The 20,839-nt window shown below is 71.6% G+C and carries 18 protein-coding genes; 10 read left to right on the top strand and 8 right to left on the bottom strand.

All coding sequences use genetic code 11. The features are described 5' to 3' along the window. The first annotated feature begins 137 nt into the window (after nt 1–137). The 5 genes from GWK61_RS03520 (at nt 138) to GWK61_RS03540 (ending at nt 4,826) form a co-directional block, all read left to right on the top strand. Nucleotides 138–908, top strand: a complete 771-nt coding sequence (locus GWK61_RS03520) for an SDR family oxidoreductase (protein WP_194904842.1) — start codon at nt 138–140, stop codon at nt 906–908. A 69-nt stretch (nt 909–977) separates the two neighbouring features. Next, nucleotides 978–1,883, top strand: a complete 906-nt coding sequence (locus GWK61_RS03525) for an SDR family oxidoreductase (RefSeq protein ID WP_194905019.1) — start codon at nt 978–980, stop codon at nt 1,881–1,883. A gap of 176 nt (nt 1,884–2,059) precedes the next feature. Next, complete coding sequence (locus tag GWK61_RS03530; protein ID WP_194904845.1) at nt 2,060–2,731, top strand: peptidylprolyl isomerase; 672 nt, start codon at nt 2,060–2,062, stop codon at nt 2,729–2,731. Between the two features lie 131 nt (nt 2,732–2,862). Continuing rightward, nucleotides 2,863–3,468 carry a SigE family RNA polymerase sigma factor gene (locus GWK61_RS03535; RefSeq protein WP_194904847.1) on the top strand — a complete coding sequence of 202 codons (606 nt, stop codon included), beginning with the start codon at nt 2,863–2,865 and terminating at the stop codon, nt 3,466–3,468. Next, nucleotides 3,465–4,826, top strand: a complete 1,362-nt coding sequence (locus GWK61_RS03540) for a penicillin-binding transpeptidase domain-containing protein (RefSeq protein WP_194904848.1) — start codon at nt 3,465–3,467, stop codon at nt 4,824–4,826. The genes GWK61_RS03535 and GWK61_RS03540 overlap by 4 nt, the downstream gene beginning before the upstream one ends. Before the next feature lie 132 nt (nt 4,827–4,958). Here GWK61_RS03540 and GWK61_RS03545 read toward each other — a convergent pair whose 3' ends face one another. Both GWK61_RS03545 and GWK61_RS03550 read right to left on the bottom strand, forming a co-directional pair. Further along, a complete protein-coding gene (locus GWK61_RS03545) occupies nt 4,959–6,662 on the bottom strand; it encodes a DUF885 domain-containing protein (protein ID WP_228561683.1) in 1,704 nt (567 codons plus the stop codon). A gap of 149 nt (nt 6,663–6,811) precedes the next feature. Further along, nucleotides 6,812–7,615 (bottom strand): maleylpyruvate isomerase family mycothiol-dependent enzyme, encoded by an 804-nt coding sequence (locus tag GWK61_RS03550; protein WP_194904853.1) that lies wholly within the window; start codon nt 7,613–7,615, stop codon nt 6,812–6,814. 373 nt (nt 7,616–7,988) lie between these two features. On the opposite strand from GWK61_RS03550, the gene GWK61_RS03555 reads away from it, so the two are divergent. Then, nucleotides 7,989–8,885 (top strand): DMT family transporter, encoded by an 897-nt coding sequence (locus GWK61_RS03555; RefSeq protein WP_194904855.1) that lies wholly within the window; start codon nt 7,989–7,991, stop codon nt 8,883–8,885. On the opposite strand, the gene GWK61_RS03560 is transcribed toward GWK61_RS03555, so the two are convergent. From GWK61_RS03560 to hisN, 3 genes are all read right to left on the bottom strand, one after another. Then, nucleotides 8,843–9,568, bottom strand: a complete 726-nt coding sequence (locus tag GWK61_RS03560; protein WP_228561684.1) for a DedA family protein — start codon at nt 9,566–9,568, stop codon at nt 8,843–8,845. The two genes, GWK61_RS03555 and GWK61_RS03560, sit on opposite strands and share 43 nt — an antisense overlap. Nucleotides 9,569–9,648: 80 nt before the next feature. Beyond that, nucleotides 9,649–10,059 (bottom strand): CBS domain-containing protein, encoded by a 411-nt coding sequence (locus tag GWK61_RS03565; protein WP_194904857.1) that lies wholly within the window; start codon nt 10,057–10,059, stop codon nt 9,649–9,651. A 135-nt stretch (nt 10,060–10,194) separates the two neighbouring features. Then, a complete protein-coding gene (gene hisN, locus GWK61_RS03570) occupies nt 10,195–10,998 on the bottom strand; it encodes a histidinol-phosphatase (protein WP_194904859.1) in 804 nt (267 codons plus the stop codon). A gap of 390 nt (nt 10,999–11,388) precedes the next feature. On the opposite strand from hisN, the gene GWK61_RS03575 reads away from it, so the two are divergent. From GWK61_RS03575 to GWK61_RS03585, 3 genes are read left to right on the top strand one after another with little or no spacing between them, the layout of a single operon-like run. Further along, complete coding sequence (locus tag GWK61_RS03575) at nt 11,389–11,718, top strand: hypothetical protein (RefSeq protein WP_194904861.1); 330 nt, start codon at nt 11,389–11,391, stop codon at nt 11,716–11,718. 30 nt (nt 11,719–11,748) lie between these two features. Beyond that, a complete protein-coding gene (locus GWK61_RS03580) occupies nt 11,749–12,330 on the top strand; it encodes a TetR/AcrR family transcriptional regulator (RefSeq protein WP_194904862.1) in 582 nt (193 codons plus the stop codon). Nucleotides 12,331–12,354: 24 nt separating this feature from the next. After that, a complete protein-coding gene (locus GWK61_RS03585) occupies nt 12,355–13,470 on the top strand; it encodes a ferritin-like domain-containing protein (protein ID WP_194904864.1) in 1,116 nt (371 codons plus the stop codon). 101 nt (nt 13,471–13,571) lie between these two features. Here the strand turns inward: GWK61_RS03585 and GWK61_RS03590 are convergent, their stop codons facing one another. The 3 genes from GWK61_RS03590 to GWK61_RS03600 form a co-directional block, all read right to left on the bottom strand. Continuing rightward, nucleotides 13,572–14,033, bottom strand: coding sequence for a DUF2231 domain-containing protein (locus GWK61_RS03590; RefSeq protein WP_194904865.1), 462 nt, complete (start codon nt 14,031–14,033; stop codon nt 13,572–13,574). Between the two features lie 78 nt (nt 14,034–14,111). Further along, a complete protein-coding gene (locus GWK61_RS03595) occupies nt 14,112–15,470 on the bottom strand; it encodes a DUF4241 domain-containing protein (protein WP_194904867.1) in 1,359 nt (452 codons plus the stop codon). A 57-nt stretch (nt 15,471–15,527) separates the two neighbouring features. Continuing rightward, a complete protein-coding gene (locus GWK61_RS03600) occupies nt 15,528–18,278 on the bottom strand; it encodes an FHA domain-containing protein (protein WP_194904871.1) in 2,751 nt (916 codons plus the stop codon). Between the two features lie 314 nt (nt 18,279–18,592). Between GWK61_RS03600 and GWK61_RS03605 the strand changes: the two genes are divergently transcribed. After that, nucleotides 18,593–20,554, top strand: coding sequence for a serine/threonine-protein kinase (locus GWK61_RS03605; RefSeq protein ID WP_194904873.1), 1,962 nt, complete (start codon nt 18,593–18,595; stop codon nt 20,552–20,554). Nucleotides 20,555–20,839: the final 285 nt, after the last annotated feature.

The following is a 20,839-nucleotide window of genomic DNA, read 5'->3' on the forward strand; positions in this document are numbered from 1 at the left end:
CGCGTAGTGCCCACGCCGTGGCCGCCAGGGCTGGTCGGCCGGGACGAGCTGGCTCGGCGGCCGCACTGGCCGGGGCGGTCGCGGTGCTGGCGCGGCGAGTTCTTCCCAACCTAACACTTGCTTGGTAGGCTCCGAGCGTGCCCCTGACCATCGACCTCACCGGCCACGTCGCCCTGGTCACCGGCGGCGGCCGGGGCGTGGGGCTCGGCGTCACGCGGCGGCTGCTCGCGGCCGGGGCGACCGTCGTGAGCTGCGGCCGGACCGTCCCCGACGGGCCCCTGCCGCCCGGCGCGGAGCATCGCACCGCCGATGTGCGCGACGCCGAGCAGGTCCGGGACTTGGTCGAGGGCATCGTCGCCGACCACGCGCGCCTCGACCTGGTCGTCAACAACGCCGGCGGCGCCCCCTACGCGCTGGCTGACGAGGCGAGCCCGCGCTTCTCGGCCGCGATCGTCGGCCTCAACCTGCTCGCACCCCTGATGGTGGCGCAGGAGGCGAATCGCGTCATGCAGCGCCAGGACGGCGGCGGCCACATCATCAACATCTCCAGCGAGAGCGCCCGCCGCGCCAGCCCCGGCACGGCCGCTTACGGTGCCGCCAAAGCCGGGCTCGAGAACCTGACGCGTACGCTCGCAGTCGAATGGGCGCCGCGGGTACGCGTCAACGCGATCACCGTCGGGCCGGTCCGTACCGAGCAGGCGCATCTGCACTACGGCGACGAGGACGGGGTCGCCGCCGTGGCGCGCACCATCGCCCTGGGTCGGCTGGCCGAGCCCGATGACGTCGGCGATCTGTGTGTCCTCCTGGCGTCGCCGTTCGCCGCGTACATCAACGGCAGCGCGATACTGCTGGACGGCGGCGGGACGCGTCCGGCGTTCCTCGACGCCGCCAACGCCGACCATCCGTGAGCCCGCGAGTCCGTGAGCCCGTGAGTACCCGTGAGTGCCAGTCCTAAGGAGCAGCCGTCCATGGCAGAAATCTCAGGAATCTGCGAAGGCCGCGTTGCCGTCGTCACCGGAGCCGGCCGCGGCCTGGGCCGCGCGCACGCGCTGGAGTTCGCCAGGCAGGGCGCCAGAGTCGTGGTCAACGACCTTGGCGTGAGCGCCGACGGCCGGGACGGCAGCGACGCCCCGGCGCAGGAGGTGGTCGCCGAGATCGTGAAGGCCGGCGGCCAGGCCGTCGCCGACCACCACGACATCGCCACCTGGGACGGCGCCGCCGCCCTCGTGCGGACCGCGCTGGACGCCTTCGGCCAGCTCGACGTCCTGGTCAACAATGCCGGCTTCCTGCGCGACCGGATGCTGGTCAACCTCTCGGAGCAGGACTGGGACGACGTCGTCCGCGTCCACCTCAAGGGCCACTTCCTGACCCTGCGCCACGCCGGCGCGCACTGGCGCGACCAGTACAAGATGGGCAACCTCAACGACGCCCGCGTCATCAACACCAGCTCCGGCGCGGGCCTGCTGGGCTCGGTCGGCCAGGGCAACTACGCCGCCGCCAAGGCCGGCATCGCCGCCCTGACCATCCAGGCCGCCGCCGAACTCGGCCGCTACGGCGTGACCGTCAACGCCATCGCCCCCGCCGCCCGCACCCGCATGACCGAGGGCCCCTTCAGCTCGATGATGGCCGCCCCCGAAACCGGCTTCGACGCCATGGCTCCGGAGAACGTCTCCCCGCTGGTCGTCTGGCTCGGCTCCGACCGCTCCCGCGCCGTCAGCGGCCGCGTCTTCGAGGTCGAGGGCGGCAAGATCGGCGTCGCCGACGGCTGGCAGCACGGCCCGACCGCCGACAAGGGCGCCCGCTGGGACCCGGCCGAGCTGGACGCGGTGGTGGCCGGGCTGATCGAGCGCGCCCCTGCGCCGGGGGAGGTGTACGGGGCCTGAGGCGCGGCCGCACGACCAGGCGTCGCACCGAGCGACGCCGCCCGGTGGGATAGCCTCGCCTGTCGGACCATCACGGGCCATCACGGGCCATCAACGGACCATCGCGCACCATCAACGAACCATCAACGAACCATCAAACGGACCACCAACGGGGCGTCCGAACGGGAGCAGCCAACATGCGGGTGTCACAGCGGCACGGTCGATGGGCGGTGCTGGCAGCGGTCGGCGCCCTGGCGCTGGCGGGCTGCGGCTCGTCCGGAAGCGCGAAGAGCTCCGGGTCCGGCGCCTCCCCGGGCGCCAAGAGCTGGTCCAAGGAACCGCCGATGACCATCGACGCTAGCAAGAAGTACACGATGGTCCTGCACACCTCGCAGGGCGACGTCACCATCGCCCTGAACGCGGCCAAGGCCCCGCACGCCGTGAACTCCTTCAACTTCCTCGCGGGCCAGCACTTCTTCGACGGCAGCTACTGCCACCGTCTGTCCACCTCGCCCGGCCTGCAGATGCTCCAGTGCGGCGACCCCACGGCCGGCGCCACGCCCAAGGCCACCGACGGCCAGAACGGCCCCGGCTACCAGTTCCCGGACGAGAACCTGACCGGCGCCACCTACCCCGCCGGCACCGTCGCCATGGCCAACTCCGGACCGGACACCAACGGCTCGCAGTTCTTCCTGGTCTTCGGCGACAGCCAGCTCCAGCCGAGCTACACCCCCTTCGGCACCATCACCGCCGGCCTGGCCGTCCTGACCCACGTCGCCGGCGGCGGCGTCGCGAACCCCGGCCAGGACGGCACCGGCCGCCCGACGATCCCGGTCGAGCTCACGTCGGTCACCGTCAGCGCGGGCTGACACCGAGAACTGACACCGAGAACTGACACCGAGAACTGACACCGAGAACTGACACCGGGAGCCATGTAACCCGCAGCCCGTCGGCCGGTGTGTCCAGTGGTGTACTGGCCACCGACCGAACAGGGGCGGGCATGGAAGGGACGATCGCCGAAAGGCGGTTGCGGGCACGAGGCGGGGGATCGGCGGTGAACTCGCCGCACGAGGACTCGTTCCGCGAATTCGTGGAAGGCTCCTGGCACCGCCTGCTCCGCACGGCATACCTGCTGACCGGCGACCACGGCGCGGCCGAGGACCTGGTCCAGACCGCGCTGATGCGCACCTACCGGCACTGGAACCGGATCGTGGCCTACGAGGCCCCCGAGTCCTACGTCCGCCGGGTCATGGTCAACGCCAACATCTCGGCGTGGCGCCGCCGCAAGGCGGTGGTCCACGTCATGGCCGAGCCGCCCGAACCGCCGGCCGGCGGGCCCGGGGGATCCGGCGACCATCAGGACACGTACGCGCTGCGCGACGAGCTGTGGCGCGCCGTCTGCGCGATGTCGCCGCGCATGCGCACGGCCTTCGTCCTGCGCTACTTCGAGGACCTGACCGAGGCCGAGGTCGCCGCGGTGATGGGCTGCGCGGTCGGCACCGTGAAGAGCCAGATTGCCCGCGGGCTGACGAAGCTGCGCGGCGACCTTCAAGCCGACCGAACTAGAGCACACCAATCCGACCAAGCCGAGGGGAGAGCGCGATGAAGTCCCGCGAACCGGAAAGCAACCGCACCCCCCGCGGCGACGCCCTGGAGAACGAGTTCCGCGCGATGTTCGCCGAACGCTCCGAAACGGTCCGCGTGACGACAGCACCGTACGCCGCGGTACGCCAGCGCATCACCGCGGCCCGCCACAAGCGCCGGATGCGCATCGGCAGCGTCGGTGTGGCGTTCGCGATGGCGGCCGTCGGGATCGGCGTGTGGACGGCGGTGCCGAGCCGGCACCAGAGCATCGTCCAGCCGGGCACGACCGATCCGCACGTGCCCGCCGCCATCCTCTACGCCGACGGCCGCACCCCGATCCCCAACGGGCCGTTGCAGGACGCAGCGCTGACCTGGCTCCGCGCCACCTACAAGGGGAACCTGTCCGGGCTCACCGTGGTGACCACCTTCGACCAAGCAGTCCAGGCCGCCGCCACCGCGAAGATCGCGGACCACGACGCCGGCGTCGCGGTCGTCGACGACCGCGACGGCGCGGTGCTGGCACTCGGTGGAACCTGGAACCGACCGCTGCCGATCGCCGACCTGATGAAGCCCGTCCTGCTCGCGGAGGCGTTCGAAGGCGGCCACTACACGCCCCAGTCGAAGGAGCCGCTCGACGCCCAGACGCACCCGGTTTCCCTTCCGGGGTCGCCTCAGCCCCTGGTCTACGCGGCCGCCGGCGATCAGACCAGGAACTGGCCGCCGGAATCACCCACCACGCAGATCGACAACATCGACGTGTCCTTGACCCGAGCCGCCCAAATGGGAGCCAACGAACCGTTCGCGCAGCTGGAACTGGCTTCCGACATGGACCTCCGATCGTTCTACGGTTTCGCGACGCGCGCCGGGATGGCGAAGGAACCGGATCTTCTGCCGGTGGCCTCGCTGGTGTTGGGGATGACGCAGCAGACGCCCCTGGCCATGGCGAGCGTCTACGCGACGCTCAGCAACGGCGGCTTCCATCGGGATCCCGTGATGGTCGCGCAGCTGCTCGGGCCCGACGGCCGGGTGGTGTGGATCCCGCCCGCCGTGGCCGTCCGGGTCACAACGGCGAACAGCTCACAGCAAGTCGCCGAGGTACTGCACGCGGCCCTGCTCGGCCCCACGGGGAACGGCCTCACGACCCTGCAGACAGGTGGCGCCTCCACCGGCGCGATGGCCGCGGCCTCTCCTGAGGAGACGTCGGCGTGGGTCACGGGTGTCGACTCGCACTATGTGGTCTCGGTGGGGATTTCCAGCGAGGACGGGAAGGGCCGGCTCCTCCCGCTCGGTCCGGACCAGCACGGCGGGCTCGACGTCGGCAGCCGGATCGCCGGGCCGACGTGGGCGTCCGTCGTGCGGGCCGTGCGGAGCCTCGGGTGACACCGCGCGAGTGACGGATCCGCCGGGCGGCCTGAGCACCGCCCGGCGGATCCGGGTCCTTATTCGCTATTCGCTATAGGCCATAAGTCATAAGCCATAAGCGAGTCGCGCGTCGCCCCCCCCGTCATCCGCTCAGCGCAGCGCCACCCGCCGAGCCAGCCCCAGCGGCAGCCCGCCGGCCCCGGCGATCGTGTCGTGGAACTGCTTCAGCGTCCCCTTGCCCTGCTTCAGATACTCCGCCCGGATGGCCTCGATCTCCAGGCATCCGGTCAGATACGACGGCGCCTGCGTCGGCCACGCGCAGTACCGGTTCACCTCGCCCTTGGCCGTCTCCGGCGTCAGCGAGGCCTTCGAGGCCATGAACTTCTCGGCCTCCTCCACGCTCATCTCCCCGGTGTGCAGCGCGGTGTCCACCACGATCCGCGCCGCGCGGAAGATGCGCGCGTCCAGGTGCCCCAGCTCGTGCCGCGGGTCGGCGAAGTAGCCCTGCTCGCGCATCACGGTCTCGATGTACAGCGCCCAGCCCTCGATGAAGTACGGGGTGGTGAACGTGCTGCGCACCAGCCGGCCCTGCTCGGCCACCCACGACAGGTGCCAGTGGTGCCCGGGGTAGGCCTCGTGCGCGGCGATCGTCGGCATCGACACCCGCGCGTTGGTCTTCAGCCGGCCGAGCACCGCCTCCGGGGAGGAGCCGGTCGGCGTGAACGGCACGTTGAAGACCCCGGTCCGGGACGGTGTCAGCGCCGGCGGCCGGTTGTAGGAGGCCACCGACAGCACCGCGCGCAGGAACTCCGGACCCGGCTGCACCAGGCACTCCTCGCCCTCGGCGAAGGTCACCAGGTCGTGGTCCTTGCTGAACTGCCGGGCCTTCTCGGTCTCGGCGACGTACTCGGCGAGCATCGCGGCCTCGGTCGGCGGGAAGTCTTCGCAGAGCACTTCCATCGTGGCCCGCCAGTCCCGGGACCCGCCCGGGATCCGCTCGGCCAGGTCCTGCATCTCCTCGTTCAGCTGGTCGTACGCGACCTGGCCGCGCCGGTGCAGCTCGGCGGTGTCGTAGCCGAGCATCTCGACCTCTTGCAGCAGCTGCGAGTACGTCTCCTCGCCGAGCCGCCAGTCGCCTTCGCAGCGCTCTGAGAAGTCCGCCAGGAACGTCGCCAGCTCGTCGAACGCCGCCGCCGCCGGCTCGGCGGCCTCGGCCAGTTCGGCGCGCAGGGCCTCGTCCGTCACCATCGCCGGCAGCGACTCGGTCAGGAAGCGGCGTCCGGTGCGCGCCTGCCCCAGCGACCGGTCGATCAGCAGCTTCGGCGCCAGGCCCGGGTCCAGGTTGCGGCGGCAGGTGGCCAGCAGCTCCGGGACCTGCTTGAGCTTGGCCAGCGACTCCTCGACCAGGCGCGCCTCGGGCCGGGTCTTCTGCTGGAAGGGGAGGTAGAGCCCGTACAACGCGGAGCTGACGTAGTCCGCCGCGTCGCGGCGCCAGACCTGACGGCCGGACAGGATCCCGTGCTTGCGCAGCTGGGCCCGCAGCAGGTCGCGGTCGACGCCGTCCTCGAAGCCGGCGCGGTCGCCACCGCTGCCACCGGGGCCACCGCTGCCACCAGTGCCGCTGCTGTCGCCACCGTCATCGCCGACGGCCAGCGCGTCCAGCTTCGCCAGATGCGAGGCGGCCTCGGCGGCCCGGCGCTCGTAGGCCTCGATCGACAGATCGCCGAGGGTCATGGTGTGCTCCGGATTGTCGGAGCCCATGGTCGTGGCCGCGACCGGATTCGCATCCAGGTACCAGGCCACCGCCTCGGCGACCGCTGACGCCACCGGATTCTGGGAGTCTTCAGTCGTCATGGGGCGACCGTAGCGCCCCAAGAGCATCGGCGGCGGTGAAGATCCCCCTTGACCGACCCTGGTGACCGACCCTCGCCACCGGTCTGGACCAGTGCCGCGATCGGCACCGGTCCAGCGCGGCGTGCTCAAGTGGCTCAGAACAACGGGGCTCAGAACGAAGCGTTCGTCACCCAGTGGTCGAGCAGCGTGTGGTCGCCCAGCACCTCGATCTCCGTAGCGCCTGCCGCGCGCCGCCGCCAAACGAACAGGTACAGCTCGCCCACCGGTCCGCGGACCGCCGCGGCGCCCTTGGCGTGCGAGCGGCGCCAGCGGAAGCCGTGCGGCTCCAGGGTGATCAGCCACTCGGCGCGCTCCTCGCCCGAGGCGGCCGGGTCGCCGTCGGTGGCGTGCAGGTGCAGGGTCTCGCCGTCGCCGGTCAGGGCCCTGATCTTCGGGGCGAACGCGGCCGCCGAGGGCAGCACGGTCAGGAACTCGTCGATCCCGTCGGCCGCGATCGCCGGGTCGAACTCCGGGGTCCGGCCCAGGGCCAGTTCCATGTCCGCGCGGTGCATCGCGGTCTCGTGCAGCATGCGGCGCGCCCAGAACCGCGCGTGCTGGTCCGGTCCCCACGACCACACCGGCTTGTCCGGGCCGGAGTCGCGGACCGCGGCGGACAGCTCCGCGGTGCCGGTGCGGATCCAGTCGCCGTAGCCCGCGTAGGACTCCGGGAAGCCCAGGTCCAGGGTGCGCGGGTTCACGGCCTCGCTGTTCGGCGAGCGCACGATCGCCGCGGCCCAGCGGTGGGCCGTGCCGATGTGCCGGGCCGCCTTGCGCACGTTCCAGCCGGGGCAGGAGGGGATCGGTCGGTTCCAGTCGTCGGTGCCCAGGCCGTCGAGCAGCGCCGCCACGCGCTCCGCCTCGGCGGTGAGTCGTTCCGTGTGGACGAGGTGCGGGTTGGCCGTCTCGCTCATCATCGGCTTGCCTTCCATCGGTGGTCTCGGGCGCCGCCGGGTCGCGCGGGCGAGGGGTGCGCGCGCGGGGACGGCGTGAGGGGACGAGTCATCGGTGGTGAACGGATATGGAATTGGTCGTGGACGCCGGTGCGCCCAGGAGGAACACTGGACCACCGCGCGGCGGGCCGCCACCCCCGGACGTGTGATCATCGTCTCTTGTGTCCGCGTGGTTCCCGACCACCTTCCCCGGCAGGCCGGTCCCCACACCTGCGCCCCAGGTCCAAGCTGACCGGCGCGTACGGTTACCGCCGGGACGCGCCGGTGCGTAACAATCGGGCGGAGGAGCCGGGACTCACCGACCCCTGGTGGGATCGGCGAAATTCGGGAGGCACGCGTGGGACTGGCATGGGGCCTGGTGGCGGCGATCGTCTGCGCGCTGGCATACGGGGCGGCGACGGTGTTCCAGGCGATCGGCGCCGGCCGCACCAAGGACACCGCCGGCGCCGGTGTCGACCCGCGGGTGCTGATCAGGGCCCTGTCCCAGCTGACGTTCGTGGCCGGCCTGGGCCTGGACACCCTGGGACTGGTCGCGGACTTGGTGGCGCTGGAGAAGCTGCCGCTGTTCGCGGTGCAGGCGATCATGAACTGCTCGCTGGCGGTGACCGCGCTGCTGGCGGTGCCGCTGCTGAAGGCGAAGCTGACGCGCAACGACTGGATAGCGGTCGGCACGGTGGTGCTGGGCCTGATCCTGGTCGGCATCTCAGCGGGTGCCGAGTCGCCGGTGCACGTCGGCCGGGGCGTGCACTGGGGCCTGCTGGTCGCGGTGGTGATCCTGATCGCCGGGTCGTTCTTCGCGATCTGGAAGCTCGGCGGGAACCCCGTGGTGCTCGCGGCGTTCGCCGGGTCGCTGTTCGGCGCGTTCGCGATCTGCGTCCGCATCCTGCCGGACCTGCATCCCACGGCGCTGCTGACGGACCCGGCGGCCTACGCCGGCGTGGTCGCCTCGATCACCGGCTTCCTGTTCTTCACCACGGCGCTCCAGCGCGGCTCGGTGACCATGGCGACGGCGACGCTGGTGGTCGGGGAGACCGCGCTGCCGGCGCTGCTCGGGTTCACGCTGTTCCACGACCACACGCGGCACGGGTTCGCGCCGGTGGCCGTGGTCGGGTTCCTGTGCGCGGTCGGCGGGGCGGTCGCGCTGTCCCGGTTCGGGGAGGCCTCTGCGGGTCCGTCGGGTTCCGGGAGCGGTCAGGACGTGGAGGCGGTCTCCGAGTCGTCGGCGACCAAGTGAAGGCCGACGCGGTCCTCGTGGCCGGTCTCGGCTGACGCCGAGGTCGGCCCGGCGGCCGCCGGGCTCGCCGACCCCTTGCGCTTCTTAACCACGAACAGCACCACGGCACCCACCACGACCAGTCCCAGCATCACCCAGCTGACCAGCGAAGCGTAGTGCTCGACCTTATGCCAGGCATTGCCGGCGGCGTAGCCCAGAAGAGTGAACCCGGTGGCCCACACCACGCCGCCGAGCGCGTTCCAGAACAGGAACTTCCGGTACGGGATGCGCGACACGCCGCACAGCCCCGGCACCAGCGCCCGCAGCGCCGCGGCGAAGCGTCCGGTGAACACCGCCTTGCCGCCGAGCCGGTTGATCAGCTGCTTGCCCTGCTCGATGTGCTCGGGCTTGACGAAGCGCTCCGGCAGCCTGGTGAGCAGGCTGTCGCCCCACTTCTTGCCGACCTCGTACCCGACGCTGTCGCCGATCACCGCGCCGAGGATCGCCGCGGCCAGCGCCACCCCGAGGTTGACCTTCCCGCTGAACGCCAGGAAGCCGCCGATCACCACGGCGATCTCGCCGGGGATCAGAAAGCCCAGGAAGACCGAGGCCTCCAGCGCGGGCAGCAGGAACACCAGCGCCAGCGCGGCCGGGCCGGGCAGTTTCTGCAGCGTGTCCGCGATCCAGGTCAGTAGGGCTCCCATAGCGGTCAAGCTTAGGCGGTCCGAAATTCCTGGGGGACCTGCGAAGGTCGCCGATCGGTGTCATCCCTGAGGATGACGGGTCAGGCGTGCGACGGCACCCGGGTCCAAGCGCGGACGATGTCTCGCACGGAGATCATCCCCACCACCTCGTCCCCGTCCACCACGATGAGGTGCCGGAACCCGCCGCGGGTCATCGCCTCGGCGGCCTGCTCCAGCGTCCAGCGCGGGGTGGCGAAGACGACCTCCGAGGTCAGGTGCCCCTCGACGACCTCGGTGTCGGCGTCCAGGCCGCCGCCGAGCGCGTGCAGGATGTCCCGTTCGGTGATGATGCCGATTCCGGCGGTCTCGGGGTTGTGGACCACGGCGCTGCCCACGCCGCGCTGGGTCATCCGCTGCGCCGCCTGGCGCAGCGTGTGACGGGGGCCGATCATGAGGATCTCGGTGGACATCGCTTGCCGGACGTGGTCGTGGCGGGCAGGAATGGCGGACATGGTCGCTCCCTGATGATTCGCCTCGGGGTGGGGGCCGTGCCGGGGGTTCGACACGGTGGCCGACGGGCTCCTCTTCACAAATTCACATGCGCGGAACACGTTGGCAAGGCGAAAGCGGGAGATCTTTTCGCCGTGTCACCCTTCCAGCTGCTGGCCGCCCACGTAATAGAGCAATTCCTCGTGCAGCAGGCCGTTGGAGACCGCCGCCGAACCTCCGAAGACGCCGGGTACGCCGTCCACCGAGGTGAACTTCCCCCCGGCCTCGGTCACGATCACCGCCAGCGCCGCCATGTCCCACAGCGACAGCTCCGGCTCGGCGGCCAGGTCCACGGCGCCCTCCGCGACCAGCATGTGCGACCAGAAGTCGCCGAACGCCCGGGTGCGCCAGCAGGCGCGGCACAGGTCCAGGAAGGAGTCGAGCTTGCCGTACTCCTCCCACGCGGTGATCGAGGCGTGCGCGAAGGAGGCGTTGCCTATGGCCGCCACCTTGGAGACGTGGCAGCGCTGCGCCGAGGACAGCGAGCGGCCGGTGAACGCGCCGCCGCCCTTGGCCGCCCACCAGCGCCGGCCCAGGGCCGGGGCCGACACCACGCCGGCCACCACCTCCTCGCCCTCCATCAGGCCGATGAGCGTGGCCCAGACCGGGACGCCGCGGACGTAGTTCTTGGTACCGTCGATCGGATCGATGATCCACTTGCGGCCGGTGGCGCCGACCGCGGTCTCGCCGAACTCCTCGCCGAGCATGGCGTCGCGCGGACGGGCCCGGGACAGCGCGGAACGGATCGCCTCCTCGGCGGCCTTGTCGGCGTCGGAGACCGGGGTCATGTCGGGCTTGGACTCCACCACCAGATCCCGGGCCTTGTAGCGGCCCATGGTGATGGCGTCGGCGGAGTCCGCGAGGACGTGGGCCAGCCGAAGGTCGTCGTCGAAGGCGGTCATGGGTCACACGATAGGGCGAATCCGCGACCCGCCGCGCCTGTCCTCCCGCGATGTGGGTGCCCTCCTCACTAGGCTGGCCGTATCTTCCGACGAACATCACCCCCAGACCTGACGCCGCCGCGCCGGACGCCGATCCCGTCGCCGCGGCGCCTGCGGTCCTGGCTCGGTTTCGCAGCGGACGCGCAGACTCCCGTCGACGGCGTCGCTCCGAAGGAGCTGACCTCCTCGATCCCGGCTGCGATCCCGTCGTCGATCCCGTCCTCGATCCCGTCCTCGATCCCGTCCTCGATCCCGGCCGCGGCGGAACCGGGACCGCGACCGGAACCGGGACCGGAATCGCCGCGGCCGGCTCCCAGACCGTCCTCCGTCGTCCGCCGCACCAAGGAACGCGTGGACCGCCTCCCGCCCGATCTGCTGGAGCCGGTCGTCGAGCCGCGCCTGAGCATCGACGGCTGGAGCTACGAGGGCACGGAGCTGGAGGAGTGCTTCCCTCCGCAGGTCGAGTCCGAGCTGGCGCAGGCCGTGCACATGATCCGCACCGGGCACGCCACCGCCTGGAACTACCGGCGCGCGGTGCAACTGCTGGAAGGGCAGCGTGCCTACTCCCAGGCGTACGCGGTCCTGGAGACCTGGTCCACCGAGGGCCCGGACCCCGATCCGACGCTGCCGAAGTGGCGCGCGCGGTTGGCCCGCGCGGTGCTGTCGAACAGCGGAGCTTGACAGCACGCCCCGCCCTGTCAAGCTAGCTTCATGGGTTCCGCTCGTGAAGCACTGCTCGACGCCGCCTACGAAGCCGTCGTCGCCGGGGACTGGTCCAGCGCCCGCATGGCCGACCTCGCGGCGCGCGCCGGCGTCTCGCGCCAGACCCTGTACAACGAGTTCGGCAACCGCGACCAGCTCGCCGCGGCCCTGGCGCTGCGCGAGGCCGAGCGCTTCCGCGAGCTGACGGGCCAGGCGGCGCGCGACGCCCCCGGCGACGTCGGGGCCGCCACCGCGGCCTCGGTGACCGCCGCGCTCACCGCCGCCCGGGACAACCCGCTGATCAAGGCCACGCTGACCGACGACACCTCCGGCCTGCTGCCCTACCTGACCACCCGCTCCGCGGCGATCATGGACGTCTTCCGCGAGGACTCCATCGCCATCTTCACCGAGCGCTGGCCGGAGCTGGCCGACCGGCCCGAGGTCCGCGCCGAGGTGGGCTGGATCTGCGAGACCGCCTTCCGCCTGGTGATCAGCCATCTGATCATCGCCACCGAGCCCGTGGAGACCACCAGCGCGCACATCGCCGAGGTGGTCCGCCGCCTGATGAGGAACCTCACGACGAACGAGTGAACCGAGCTACGGCAGGAGTCCGCTGTGTCCACACACGACCTCTACACCCTCCCGGCCGACCACGAGACCTGGGACGTCGCCAACACCGGCTACTCACGCTTCACCTGGGAGTACGACGACGGCCGCGACCGGCTGCTGCGTCTGTACCAGAAGGGCAAGGACAAGCAGTGGGACCAGGTGACCCGGATCGACTGGGGCATCGAGGTGGACCCGGACGACGTGCTGGGCTTCCCGCACGAGACCAGCCCCCTGTTCGGCTCGGAGATCTGGGACCGGATGACCCCGGCCGAGCACGACGAACTGGGCCGCCACCAGGTCGCCTGGCAGTTCTCGAACTTCCTGCACGGTGAACAGGGCGCGATGATCTGCTCGGCCCGCATCGTGGAGTCCGTCCCGGACCTGGACGCCAAGTTCTACGCTGCCACCCAGACCATGGACGAGGCCCGCCACGCCGAGATCTACAGCCGCTTCCTCAAGGAGAAGGTCGGCCTGTTCTACCCGATCAACGACCAGCTCAAGGCCCTCCTGGACGACACCCTGTCCGACTCCCGCTGGGACATGCCCTACCTCGGCATGCAGGTCCTCATCGAAGGCCTGGCCCTGGCCGCCTTCGGCGTCATGCGCGACCTGACGGACATGCCCCTGCCGAAGCAGATCCTCGCCTACGTGATGCAGGACGAGGCCCGCCACGTGGCCTTCGGCCGCCTGGCCCTGCGCGACTACTACAAGGAGCTGACCCAGGCCGAGCGCGACGAACGCGAGGAGTTCGTCGTCGAGGGCTGCTACCTGATGCGCGACCGCATCAACGGCCGCGACGTCTACGAGCACCTGGGCCTGCCGGTCGAGCGCTGCATGGAGCTCAACGAGCACTCCGAGTACTACACCGCCTTCCGCAACCTCCTGTTCACCCGCATCGTCCCGACCGTGAGGGACATCGGCCTCTGGGGCCCGCGCGTCCAGAAGGCATACGAGGACATGGGCGTCCTCACCTACGCCGGCACCAACGTCGAGGACCTGATGAAGGCCGACGAGGATCTCGCCGAGCGCCTGGACCGCGAGAAGCACTTCGCAGCCGAGGAGGCGGCGCGCGCCGCGGACGTGGACGCGGTGATCGCGGCGGGGGAGGACGCAGGGGAGTAGCGGTCTTCGGACGGTAGCCGTAGCCCGTTTGCTCAATGCCTTGAGGCGCTGGTCTTGAGCGGCGTGGTGAGTGCCAGGGCTGCGGCCGCGGGCACCAGCCCCTATTTGGTGATGTACCCCGACCACGTAGCCCGAGCCCCCGCGTCCCCGACCCGCACCGTCTGCACCACCGCGGCGACCGCGACCGCCGCGGCGAGGATGGCGAACACCGTGGTCAGCGGCGGGCGCTCGTACTTCTCGGCGAGGACCAGCAGGATCGCGGCGACCAGCAGTCCGAGGAGGTACCAGATCAGCGTCATGCCGAGGTTCTTGTGGTCGATGACCTGCTTCAGGGTGCGCAGCCCGGGCTGGTTGTTGAAGAAGGCCTCACCGGTGAGGCGGGCGATGTAGGTCCCGACGGCCGCCAGCGCGTCGACGATGATGATCGCCAGCCCGATTTTCCCGCTGCGCCACTGCGGGCGCACGGCCATGCCGACCGTCGCCAGGGCCGCTACCGGGATGCCCACGACCACCAAGTGGATCACGAGGATGTGGCTGGGCAGGTCGAAGATCTTGTACGTCACCGACGCCTCCGTGTGATGGCATTTGCTGGAGCTAACGTACGGCACCTGTCTATGGGTTCAATGCGTGTTCGACCCGTTCTAGCGGCCCATTCGCCGTGCCCAGAACTCCGCCTGCGCGTCGGCGGTGTCGTTGAAGAACTCGAGGATGCGCTGTGACGTGAACGCCTCGACACCCTCCACTTCCCGCTCCTCCAACTGCGCCACGCCGGGAACCAGTCGCGCCGGCGTTATAGCGCTCGGCCCCTCGACCTCCACGCCGCGCCCCAGCAGCCGCATGTCGGCCACCAGACACGCCACCCGCCCGGCCGCGTCCCGCCCGATCCAGACCGGATACGACCCGTCCCCCTTACCGCTGGGGAACGTCAGGAGCTCCGCGACTCCGTCTCCCGGGATCGTTGCTTCCGCAGCCTCTGCGTCTTCCGCGTCCTGGTAGGCCGCCAGTGCACGAACAGCGGACGCGTCCATAAAGGCCGCCGTCCCGGAGTCCACCACGAACCCGAAGAACTCCGAAGCCCCCAACAACCGCTCGTCCTGCCCCGGCCGCAGCGCCAACTCCCAGGTCGCCACCGCCTCGTCGCTGACCCGCACCCGCGCGGCCGCGACCACATCCGACTCCCGCCCCGTCATCCGCAACCGCGCGGTCTCCACGGCGTACTCGCCGGGCGCGAGCGTGACCGTATAGGGCGCCGCAGCCTGTTCCCCCTGCAACTCGACCGTCACCGGGTCCGCCGCCACGATCCGCCCGGTCTCCAGCCGCAGCCGCCCGACCGCCCTCGGCTCCCGCACCTCGAACACGTCGCCCTGCCCGTTCCGGATCCGTACGCCAGGCACGAACAACGCCTCCAGCGCCGTCGGCCGAGCCCCCTCAGGGGCGCTCCAAGGCGTCCAGAACGGCCCTCCGGCCTCCGTCTCGGGATCCGGCGCAGTGACGAACTCCAGCGGCTCGAACGTGCCCAGCAGCCACGCGTCCACGGGCCACTGCCCGAACTCCGGCACCGGGATCCTGTGCAGCGGTTCCGGCAGCTTCACGTAGCTCGTGAACTGCCCGCGCCGCGTGTCGTCCAGCGTCGCGCGCACCGGCTCGTCCGGCCAGAAGCGGAAGGTGATCCGCAGGTCCGCCCCGAACTCCGGTTCGTCGTCGTCCACATGCCGCCACGCCTTGAGCTCGCGCAGCATCAGATGGTCGCCGAGATCCCTATAGGAGAACTTCAGAGAGCGCCGGCCCGCGAGGTCGAAGGAGAACACCCCGACGTACCCGGCGCCGGTGTCCACCTGAACCAGGGCCCGCGGCTCCGCGTCGATACTGAGCAACGCCGCATAGCGGCGCCCCGCGCTATGCCGCTCGCGCGCGGTCTGTTCCTTAAGAGGCCGGAACGCCGAATGGGCCGCAGCATCCCAGCCCTCGCAGTACTCGACCTCGACGCGTGTCGGCTCCATGGGCCCGCGCCCTCCCTCGCTCCCGTCCGTTCCTCTTACTCCTTACTCCACTGCCTTTTACTCCACAGCCTTTTTCAACGCGCCGATCAACAGCGACAAGTCCGTCGGCCCGCTGTCCGCGTCCCGCCGCGCGCGGACGACGCGCACTGGCTCCCCGAGTTCGTGCCAGTCCTGGATCCGGACCGTGGGACGGTGCGACGGCGACGCCGAGGACGCCATCGGCACGCTGATCCCGGCGGCCTGGAACGGCACCACAGCTCCCGACGGCAGTTTCGCCTGCGCGCGCCCCGGCAGGTACGGCCCGCCCGGCGCGGCCGTCACCGCGCCGGCGCCCAGCAGCAGCCGCAGCGCCTCGGGGTTCGAGGTCTGCATCGCCACCCGCAGGTCGGCGGCCAGGCACACCGGGGCGTTGAGCGCGGCCAGGAACGCGCGCTCGCCGGTGGCGTTGCCCGGGGCGCCGTATCCGGCGGTCTCGATGACCGACGCGCCGAGCACGATCCGCAGCCCGAACCGCCGTCCGCGCTCGGCCAGCCCGGCCAGCGTCTCCACGAACGCCGGGTGCTCGGCGGCCAGCGCGGTCAGGTTGTCGACGGCCAGCAGTATCCGCGGCGGGGCCTTGCGGCCAGGCGCGCCCGCGCCCCGGCCGACCGGCACCAGCGCGCTGCCGCTCGGCTGTCCGCCGAACGAGGACGGCATCGGCGGCCCGCCCGGTCCGGTCGGCCCGCCTGGTCCCGTCGGCCCGCCCGGGCCCGCCGCTCCCGTCAGCCCGGCCAGTCCGCCGCCGTACGGGTCCGGCTCCTCCTCCGGCGGCCACTCCCGCTGGTCGAGCTCGTACTCCAGCCGCCGCACCAGCCGCGCCAGCGCCTCGTCGCCGGACGCGGAGGCATCGACGTACTCGAAGACGTGCGGCAGGTCCTCGCAGGGCGCCAGCGGCTTGCCGGGGCCCGCCGACACCAGCGCGATGTCCAGCGTGTCCGGGTGGTTGGTCGCGGCCTGCCCGGCCACCACCGTCCGCACCAGCTCCGACACGCCCGACCGCGAGTCGCCGCCGATCAGTAGGTGCGCGGGCTCGGCGGCCAGCGGGCCGTCGGCCACCCGGCCCAGCGCGATGCGCGGCGTGGCCGGGTACGCGTCCCAGCGCGCGGACAGCTTGGCCGGCGTCAGCAGGTCCAGGCCCAGCAGCTCCAGCAGGCGGACCTGCTCCGGGAGGTGCGAGGCGGGGGAGACCCGGTCGATGCGGGTCTGCTCGTCCGGGGACGTCGGGGTGTCGGTGCGGTCCCGCAGCGGCGCCAGGGCCCGTGCGAACCGGTCCGCCCACGCCACCGACACCATGTCCGCCACCGCGCCCTCGACCGGCGCCGCGCTCGGGGTGTCGACGCGCAGCCGGGAGTTCACCTCGCCGCCCAGTGTGACCATCGCACCGGTCTGCGGCGGCAGGTCGCCGGCCCGCTCGGCCAGGCAGATGGTGAACACCCCGGCCGTCGGCCCCTCGGCCAGCACCTCGTTGAGCTCCGGGGACCCGGCCAGCGTCCGGATCGGGTCCACGACCAGCACCACCGCGCGGCCGGAGTCGGGCGTCGAGGTCACGCCGGGCGCCGGCGGAGGCGTGCGGCCGGTCCGCTGCCGGATCCGGTCGACCAGCTCCCCGAGCCGGGCCCGCGCCTGCTCCGGGCCCAGGCCCAGCAGCCGCGAGCAGTCTTGGTCGTCCTCGGGCACCAGGTGCGGCAGCCAGCGCGTCCAGCGCCAGTGTTCCTCGCCGGTGGTGCCGCCATGATCGCCGGATTCCGGGACCACCATCACGATCTCGACGTACTTCGGGCTGTGCGCGCCGGCCACCTGCGCCAGCGCATAGCGCGCCAGGCGCGCCAGCTCGGGCCGCGGCCCCACAAGTCCGACCACCCCGCACTGCGCCAGATCCACCGTCACCGGCACGGTCGGCACCCGCGGCTGGACCGCCTTGCCGCCGACGACGGTCACGCTGGACGGCAGCGCTCCGGTGCCCAGCCGCAGCCGCAGAAAGTCTGGCTCTCCGGGACGCCGCTCCCAAAGGCGCGCGTCGGGGCGCACCGCGGACACCAGCAGCGTGGCCGGGTCCGGTGCCGCCTCGCGCCGGATCCGTGCCTCGGCGGTGAGGGCTCCGGCGATGCGGCGGTCCGCCTCGGCGCGCTCCTGCTCGTACTGGTCCATGGCGATACGGCGCTGCGCGGGCCGTCCCTTGTCCGACGGACGCGGCGGCAGGTCGATACGCACCTGGGGCGGATCGGCCGGACCGCGGCCCCAGCCGACGCGGCCGATCGACACGTGGCCGTTGCCGTCGGGGTGCACAGGCAGGTCCGGCACACCGCTGGCCTCTACAGACAGCGCTATAGAGGATTCACCCATGCGCAACAGAGAACCCGGGCGCATCTCTACTGGAGCGCCGCCTACCTGCGCGCCGTCCAAAGTCATGCCGTTCGTGGAACCGAGGTCGCGCACATACACGCGCGTGTACTCATGTTCGTGGCGAACCAGTAGCTCCGCATGAATACGGGAGATATCGGGATCATCCACGCGGATGTCGGCGTCTGCTCCCCGTCCGATGCGGATCGGTAGTTCCCCTCCGTATCCGTCATCCTTGGGAGTGAGAAGGTGAACGCCTCCGGCGTCCGGTCCGGACACCACGTACAGCGCGAGATTCCCGATGAGGGTCGCCGGCGTCCCCGGTACGTCCAACCACAGGCGCGCGCCGTCCACGAGTAACGGTCGGCCCAGCGGGGCTTCGTCTTCCAGCGGATCCAGCCCGGCGAACAGCCGTCCCGGGGCGCTCACGCCGGCGGCGGTGCGCAACTGTTGCGCTACGGAAGACAGAGTGGCGCCCGGCTCAGCGGTCACTAGAACGTCAGCGGAAGTCTGCCGCGATCCCTGGGTTCGAGTGACGGTGAGCCGGATCTGCATGGGGTGCATCCTCGCATGAGGTGACAGCTACGCGACACGGATGGCCTCTCAAGCCCTAGTCTTTGCCCTGGAGGGTTCTTCTCAAGCTGCCCCGGCGCGTTCACAGGAGTGGTTCGACGACGCGGCGGGTGCTCGGGAGAGCGCGACTCGGCAGTGCAGTGGTCGGTACTGGGGGGATGAGGAGCAGCGTGGGCAGGGCGATCGGAAGCAGGTACGAGCTCGACGACGAGATCGGCCGCGGTGCGTTCGGCGCGGTCTGGCGCGGCCGGGTGCGCGCGACCGGTGAGGCCGTCGCCATCAAGGTGCTCCTCGAGGAGTTCGCCGCCGACGCCGACGTGGTGACGCGGTTCCTGCGCGAGCGCGCGGCCCTGGTCGGCCTGAACCACCGCTCCCTGGTGCGGCTGCGCGACCTGGTCGTCGAGGGCGACATCCTGGCCCTGGTGATGCAGCTGGTCGAGGGCCCGGACCTGAAGAAGTACCTGGCCGGCCGCGGCCGCCTGCAGCCGGACGAGGCCGGGCTGCTGGTCGCCGAGGTCGCCGAGGGCATGGCCGTGGCGCACTCGGCGGGCATCGTGCACCGCGACATCAAGCCCGCCAACGTGCTGCTGGAGCAGGCCGACGGCGGGCTGCGGCCGCTGCTCACCGACTTCGGCATCGCCCGGATCGCCGACGCGCCTTCGGTGACCCGGACGCACCAGGTCGTCGGCACCCCGTACTACCTGGCGCCGGAGGTGGTGGCCGGGAAGAAGGCCACGCCGGCCGCCGACGTGTACGCCGCCGGCGTCATGCTCTACGAGCTGATCACCGGCCACCCGGTCTTCCGCGGCCCGGACGCGGTCAGCGTCTTCCGCCAGCACATGAACACCGTTCCGGAGCGCCCCGCGGAGATCCCGCAGCGGCTGTGGCCGGTCATCGCCGCGGCCCTGGTGAAGGAGCCGGAGGCGCGGCCTTCGGCGACGGTGCTGGCCGCGCAGCTGCGCGCCGCCATCGGACGCACCGTGGAGGGCGCCGACGGCGAGCCCACGCACCACCTGCCGGTCGAGGAGCAGTACGGGACGCTGCGCCTGCCGCCGATCGCTGGAGGAGTTGCCGCGGCCGCCGCCGGAGCCGCCGGGGCCGCTGGACCTACTGGAGCTGCTGGAGCCGGCGACGTCTCGATGCGCGGCCTGGGCTCACCCGCCCCGGCGTCCGCCAGCGCACCGACCACCGCCATGCCCGCGGTCTCCCCGGCCGCCGCCGCAGCCGCCGCCAAGGCGGCCTCCGCGGCCGCCTCCGCCATCGAGCCGACCATCCCGGTCGTCCGGCCCGCAGCGGCCTCCTCAGCGCCGCTCCCGCAGCGCCCGGCACGCATCGACGGCAAGATCGCCGGCTGGGACGCGCCCTCGGAGCCGGACGCCATCGGCGCCGGTGTGTCGCGCCGTCCCGCCGAGCCCGGCAAGGTCCCCGGCTGGGACGCCCCGTCGGACCCCGACGCGATCGGCGCCGGCGTCTCCCGACGCGCCGGAGGCCCGCAGCAGCCGCTCCCCCCGCACATGCAGCGCCAGCTGGAGCAGCTCCACAAAGAGCACCAGCAGGAGCCCGCGCAGTCCCAGCAGCAGCGCATGGCCTCCTACCCGCCGCAGCCGCAGTTCGCCCCGCAGGGGTACCAGCAGCCGGGTCCCCAGGGCTACCACCAGCCGGCGCCGGGCCAGCCCTACGGGCCGCCGAACCAGCCCTACGCGCCGAACCCGAACCAGGGCGGCTACCAGCCGACGCAGTTCCAGGGCAGCGCCGCCGCCCCGCCCCGGCCGGTGGCCCACGCACCCCAGCGCCAGGCCCCGCCGCGCGAGCGGGAACGCGAACGCGAGCGGGAACGCGAGCAGCCCCGGCCGCCGGTCCAGAAGACGGTCGTCAAGCGCCGCCGCGGCCTGCCCATGGGCTGCCTCATCAAGCTGATGATCCTGGCGCTGGTCGGATTCGGCATCTACACCGGCGTGAACTGGGCCATGGCCAAGATCAACGGCGTCCACAAGGACCTGAACAACTGGGTCGCGCACGAGTGGCACCAGATCGCGCAGAAGATCGACCTGGAGAAGAAGAAGGTCGTCCCGCAGATCCCGGGACCCTCCAACCTCCCCTCGTCGCTGCCCGGAGTCAACAACACCCCGTGAGTCAGCCCGTGAGTCGTTGACCGCTGAGGCGACCACCTGACAAGCGCTACGGCGAGCCCGCTTGCTCGAAAGGTGGGTGGCGCGGGAAAGTTTCTAGTCGATTGATTCCTGGGGGTTCCGGCAAGCAGGACCGCCAGCGGACGAACAAAGCAGCGAAACGGCTCAGCAGCAAGCATGGGCGACCCGGACGACCTCCCTCAGCCTGGTTGGCTGTGGGTGGGCGGCCGGGGCGGCCAGGCGCCGCTGATCAGCCGTTTCGCGCCGGTACCTCCAGGAATCAATCGA

This window comes from Catenulispora rubra, assembly GCF_015356825.1.
Lineage (GTDB): Bacteria > Actinomycetota > Actinomycetes > Streptomycetales > Catenulisporaceae > Catenulispora > Catenulispora rubra.

Bases quoted from the DNA above. Each gene is read 5' to 3' on its own strand.
- GWK61_RS03530 (WP_194904845.1), top strand. From the start codon at position 2,060: ATGCGGGTGTCACAGCGGCACGGTCGATGGGCGGTGCTGGCAGCGGTC.
- GWK61_RS03535 (WP_194904847.1), top strand. From the start codon at position 2,863: ATGGAAGGGACGATCGCCGAAAGGCGGTTGCGGGCACGAGGCGGGGGA.
- GWK61_RS03540 (WP_194904848.1), top strand. From the start codon at position 3,465: ATGAAGTCCCGCGAACCGGAAAGCAACCGCACCCCCCGCGGCGACGCC.
- GWK61_RS03545 (WP_228561683.1), bottom strand. From the start codon at position 6,662: ATGACGACTGAAGACTCCCAGAATCCGGTGGCGTCAGCGGTCGCCGAG.
- GWK61_RS03550 (WP_194904853.1), bottom strand. From the start codon at position 7,615: ATGATGAGCGAGACGGCCAACCCGCACCTCGTCCACACGGAACGACTC.
- GWK61_RS03560 (WP_228561684.1), bottom strand. From the start codon at position 9,568: ATGGGAGCCCTACTGACCTGGATCGCGGACACGCTGCAGAAACTGCCC.
- GWK61_RS03565 (WP_194904857.1), bottom strand. From the start codon at position 10,059: ATGTCCGCCATTCCTGCCCGCCACGACCACGTCCGGCAAGCGATGTCC.
- hisN (WP_194904859.1), bottom strand. From the start codon at position 10,998: ATGACCGCCTTCGACGACGACCTTCGGCTGGCCCACGTCCTCGCGGAC.
- GWK61_RS03580 (WP_194904862.1), top strand. From the start codon at position 11,749: ATGGGTTCCGCTCGTGAAGCACTGCTCGACGCCGCCTACGAAGCCGTC.
- GWK61_RS03595 (WP_194904867.1), bottom strand. From the start codon at position 15,470: ATGGAGCCGACACGCGTCGAGGTCGAGTACTGCGAGGGCTGGGATGCT.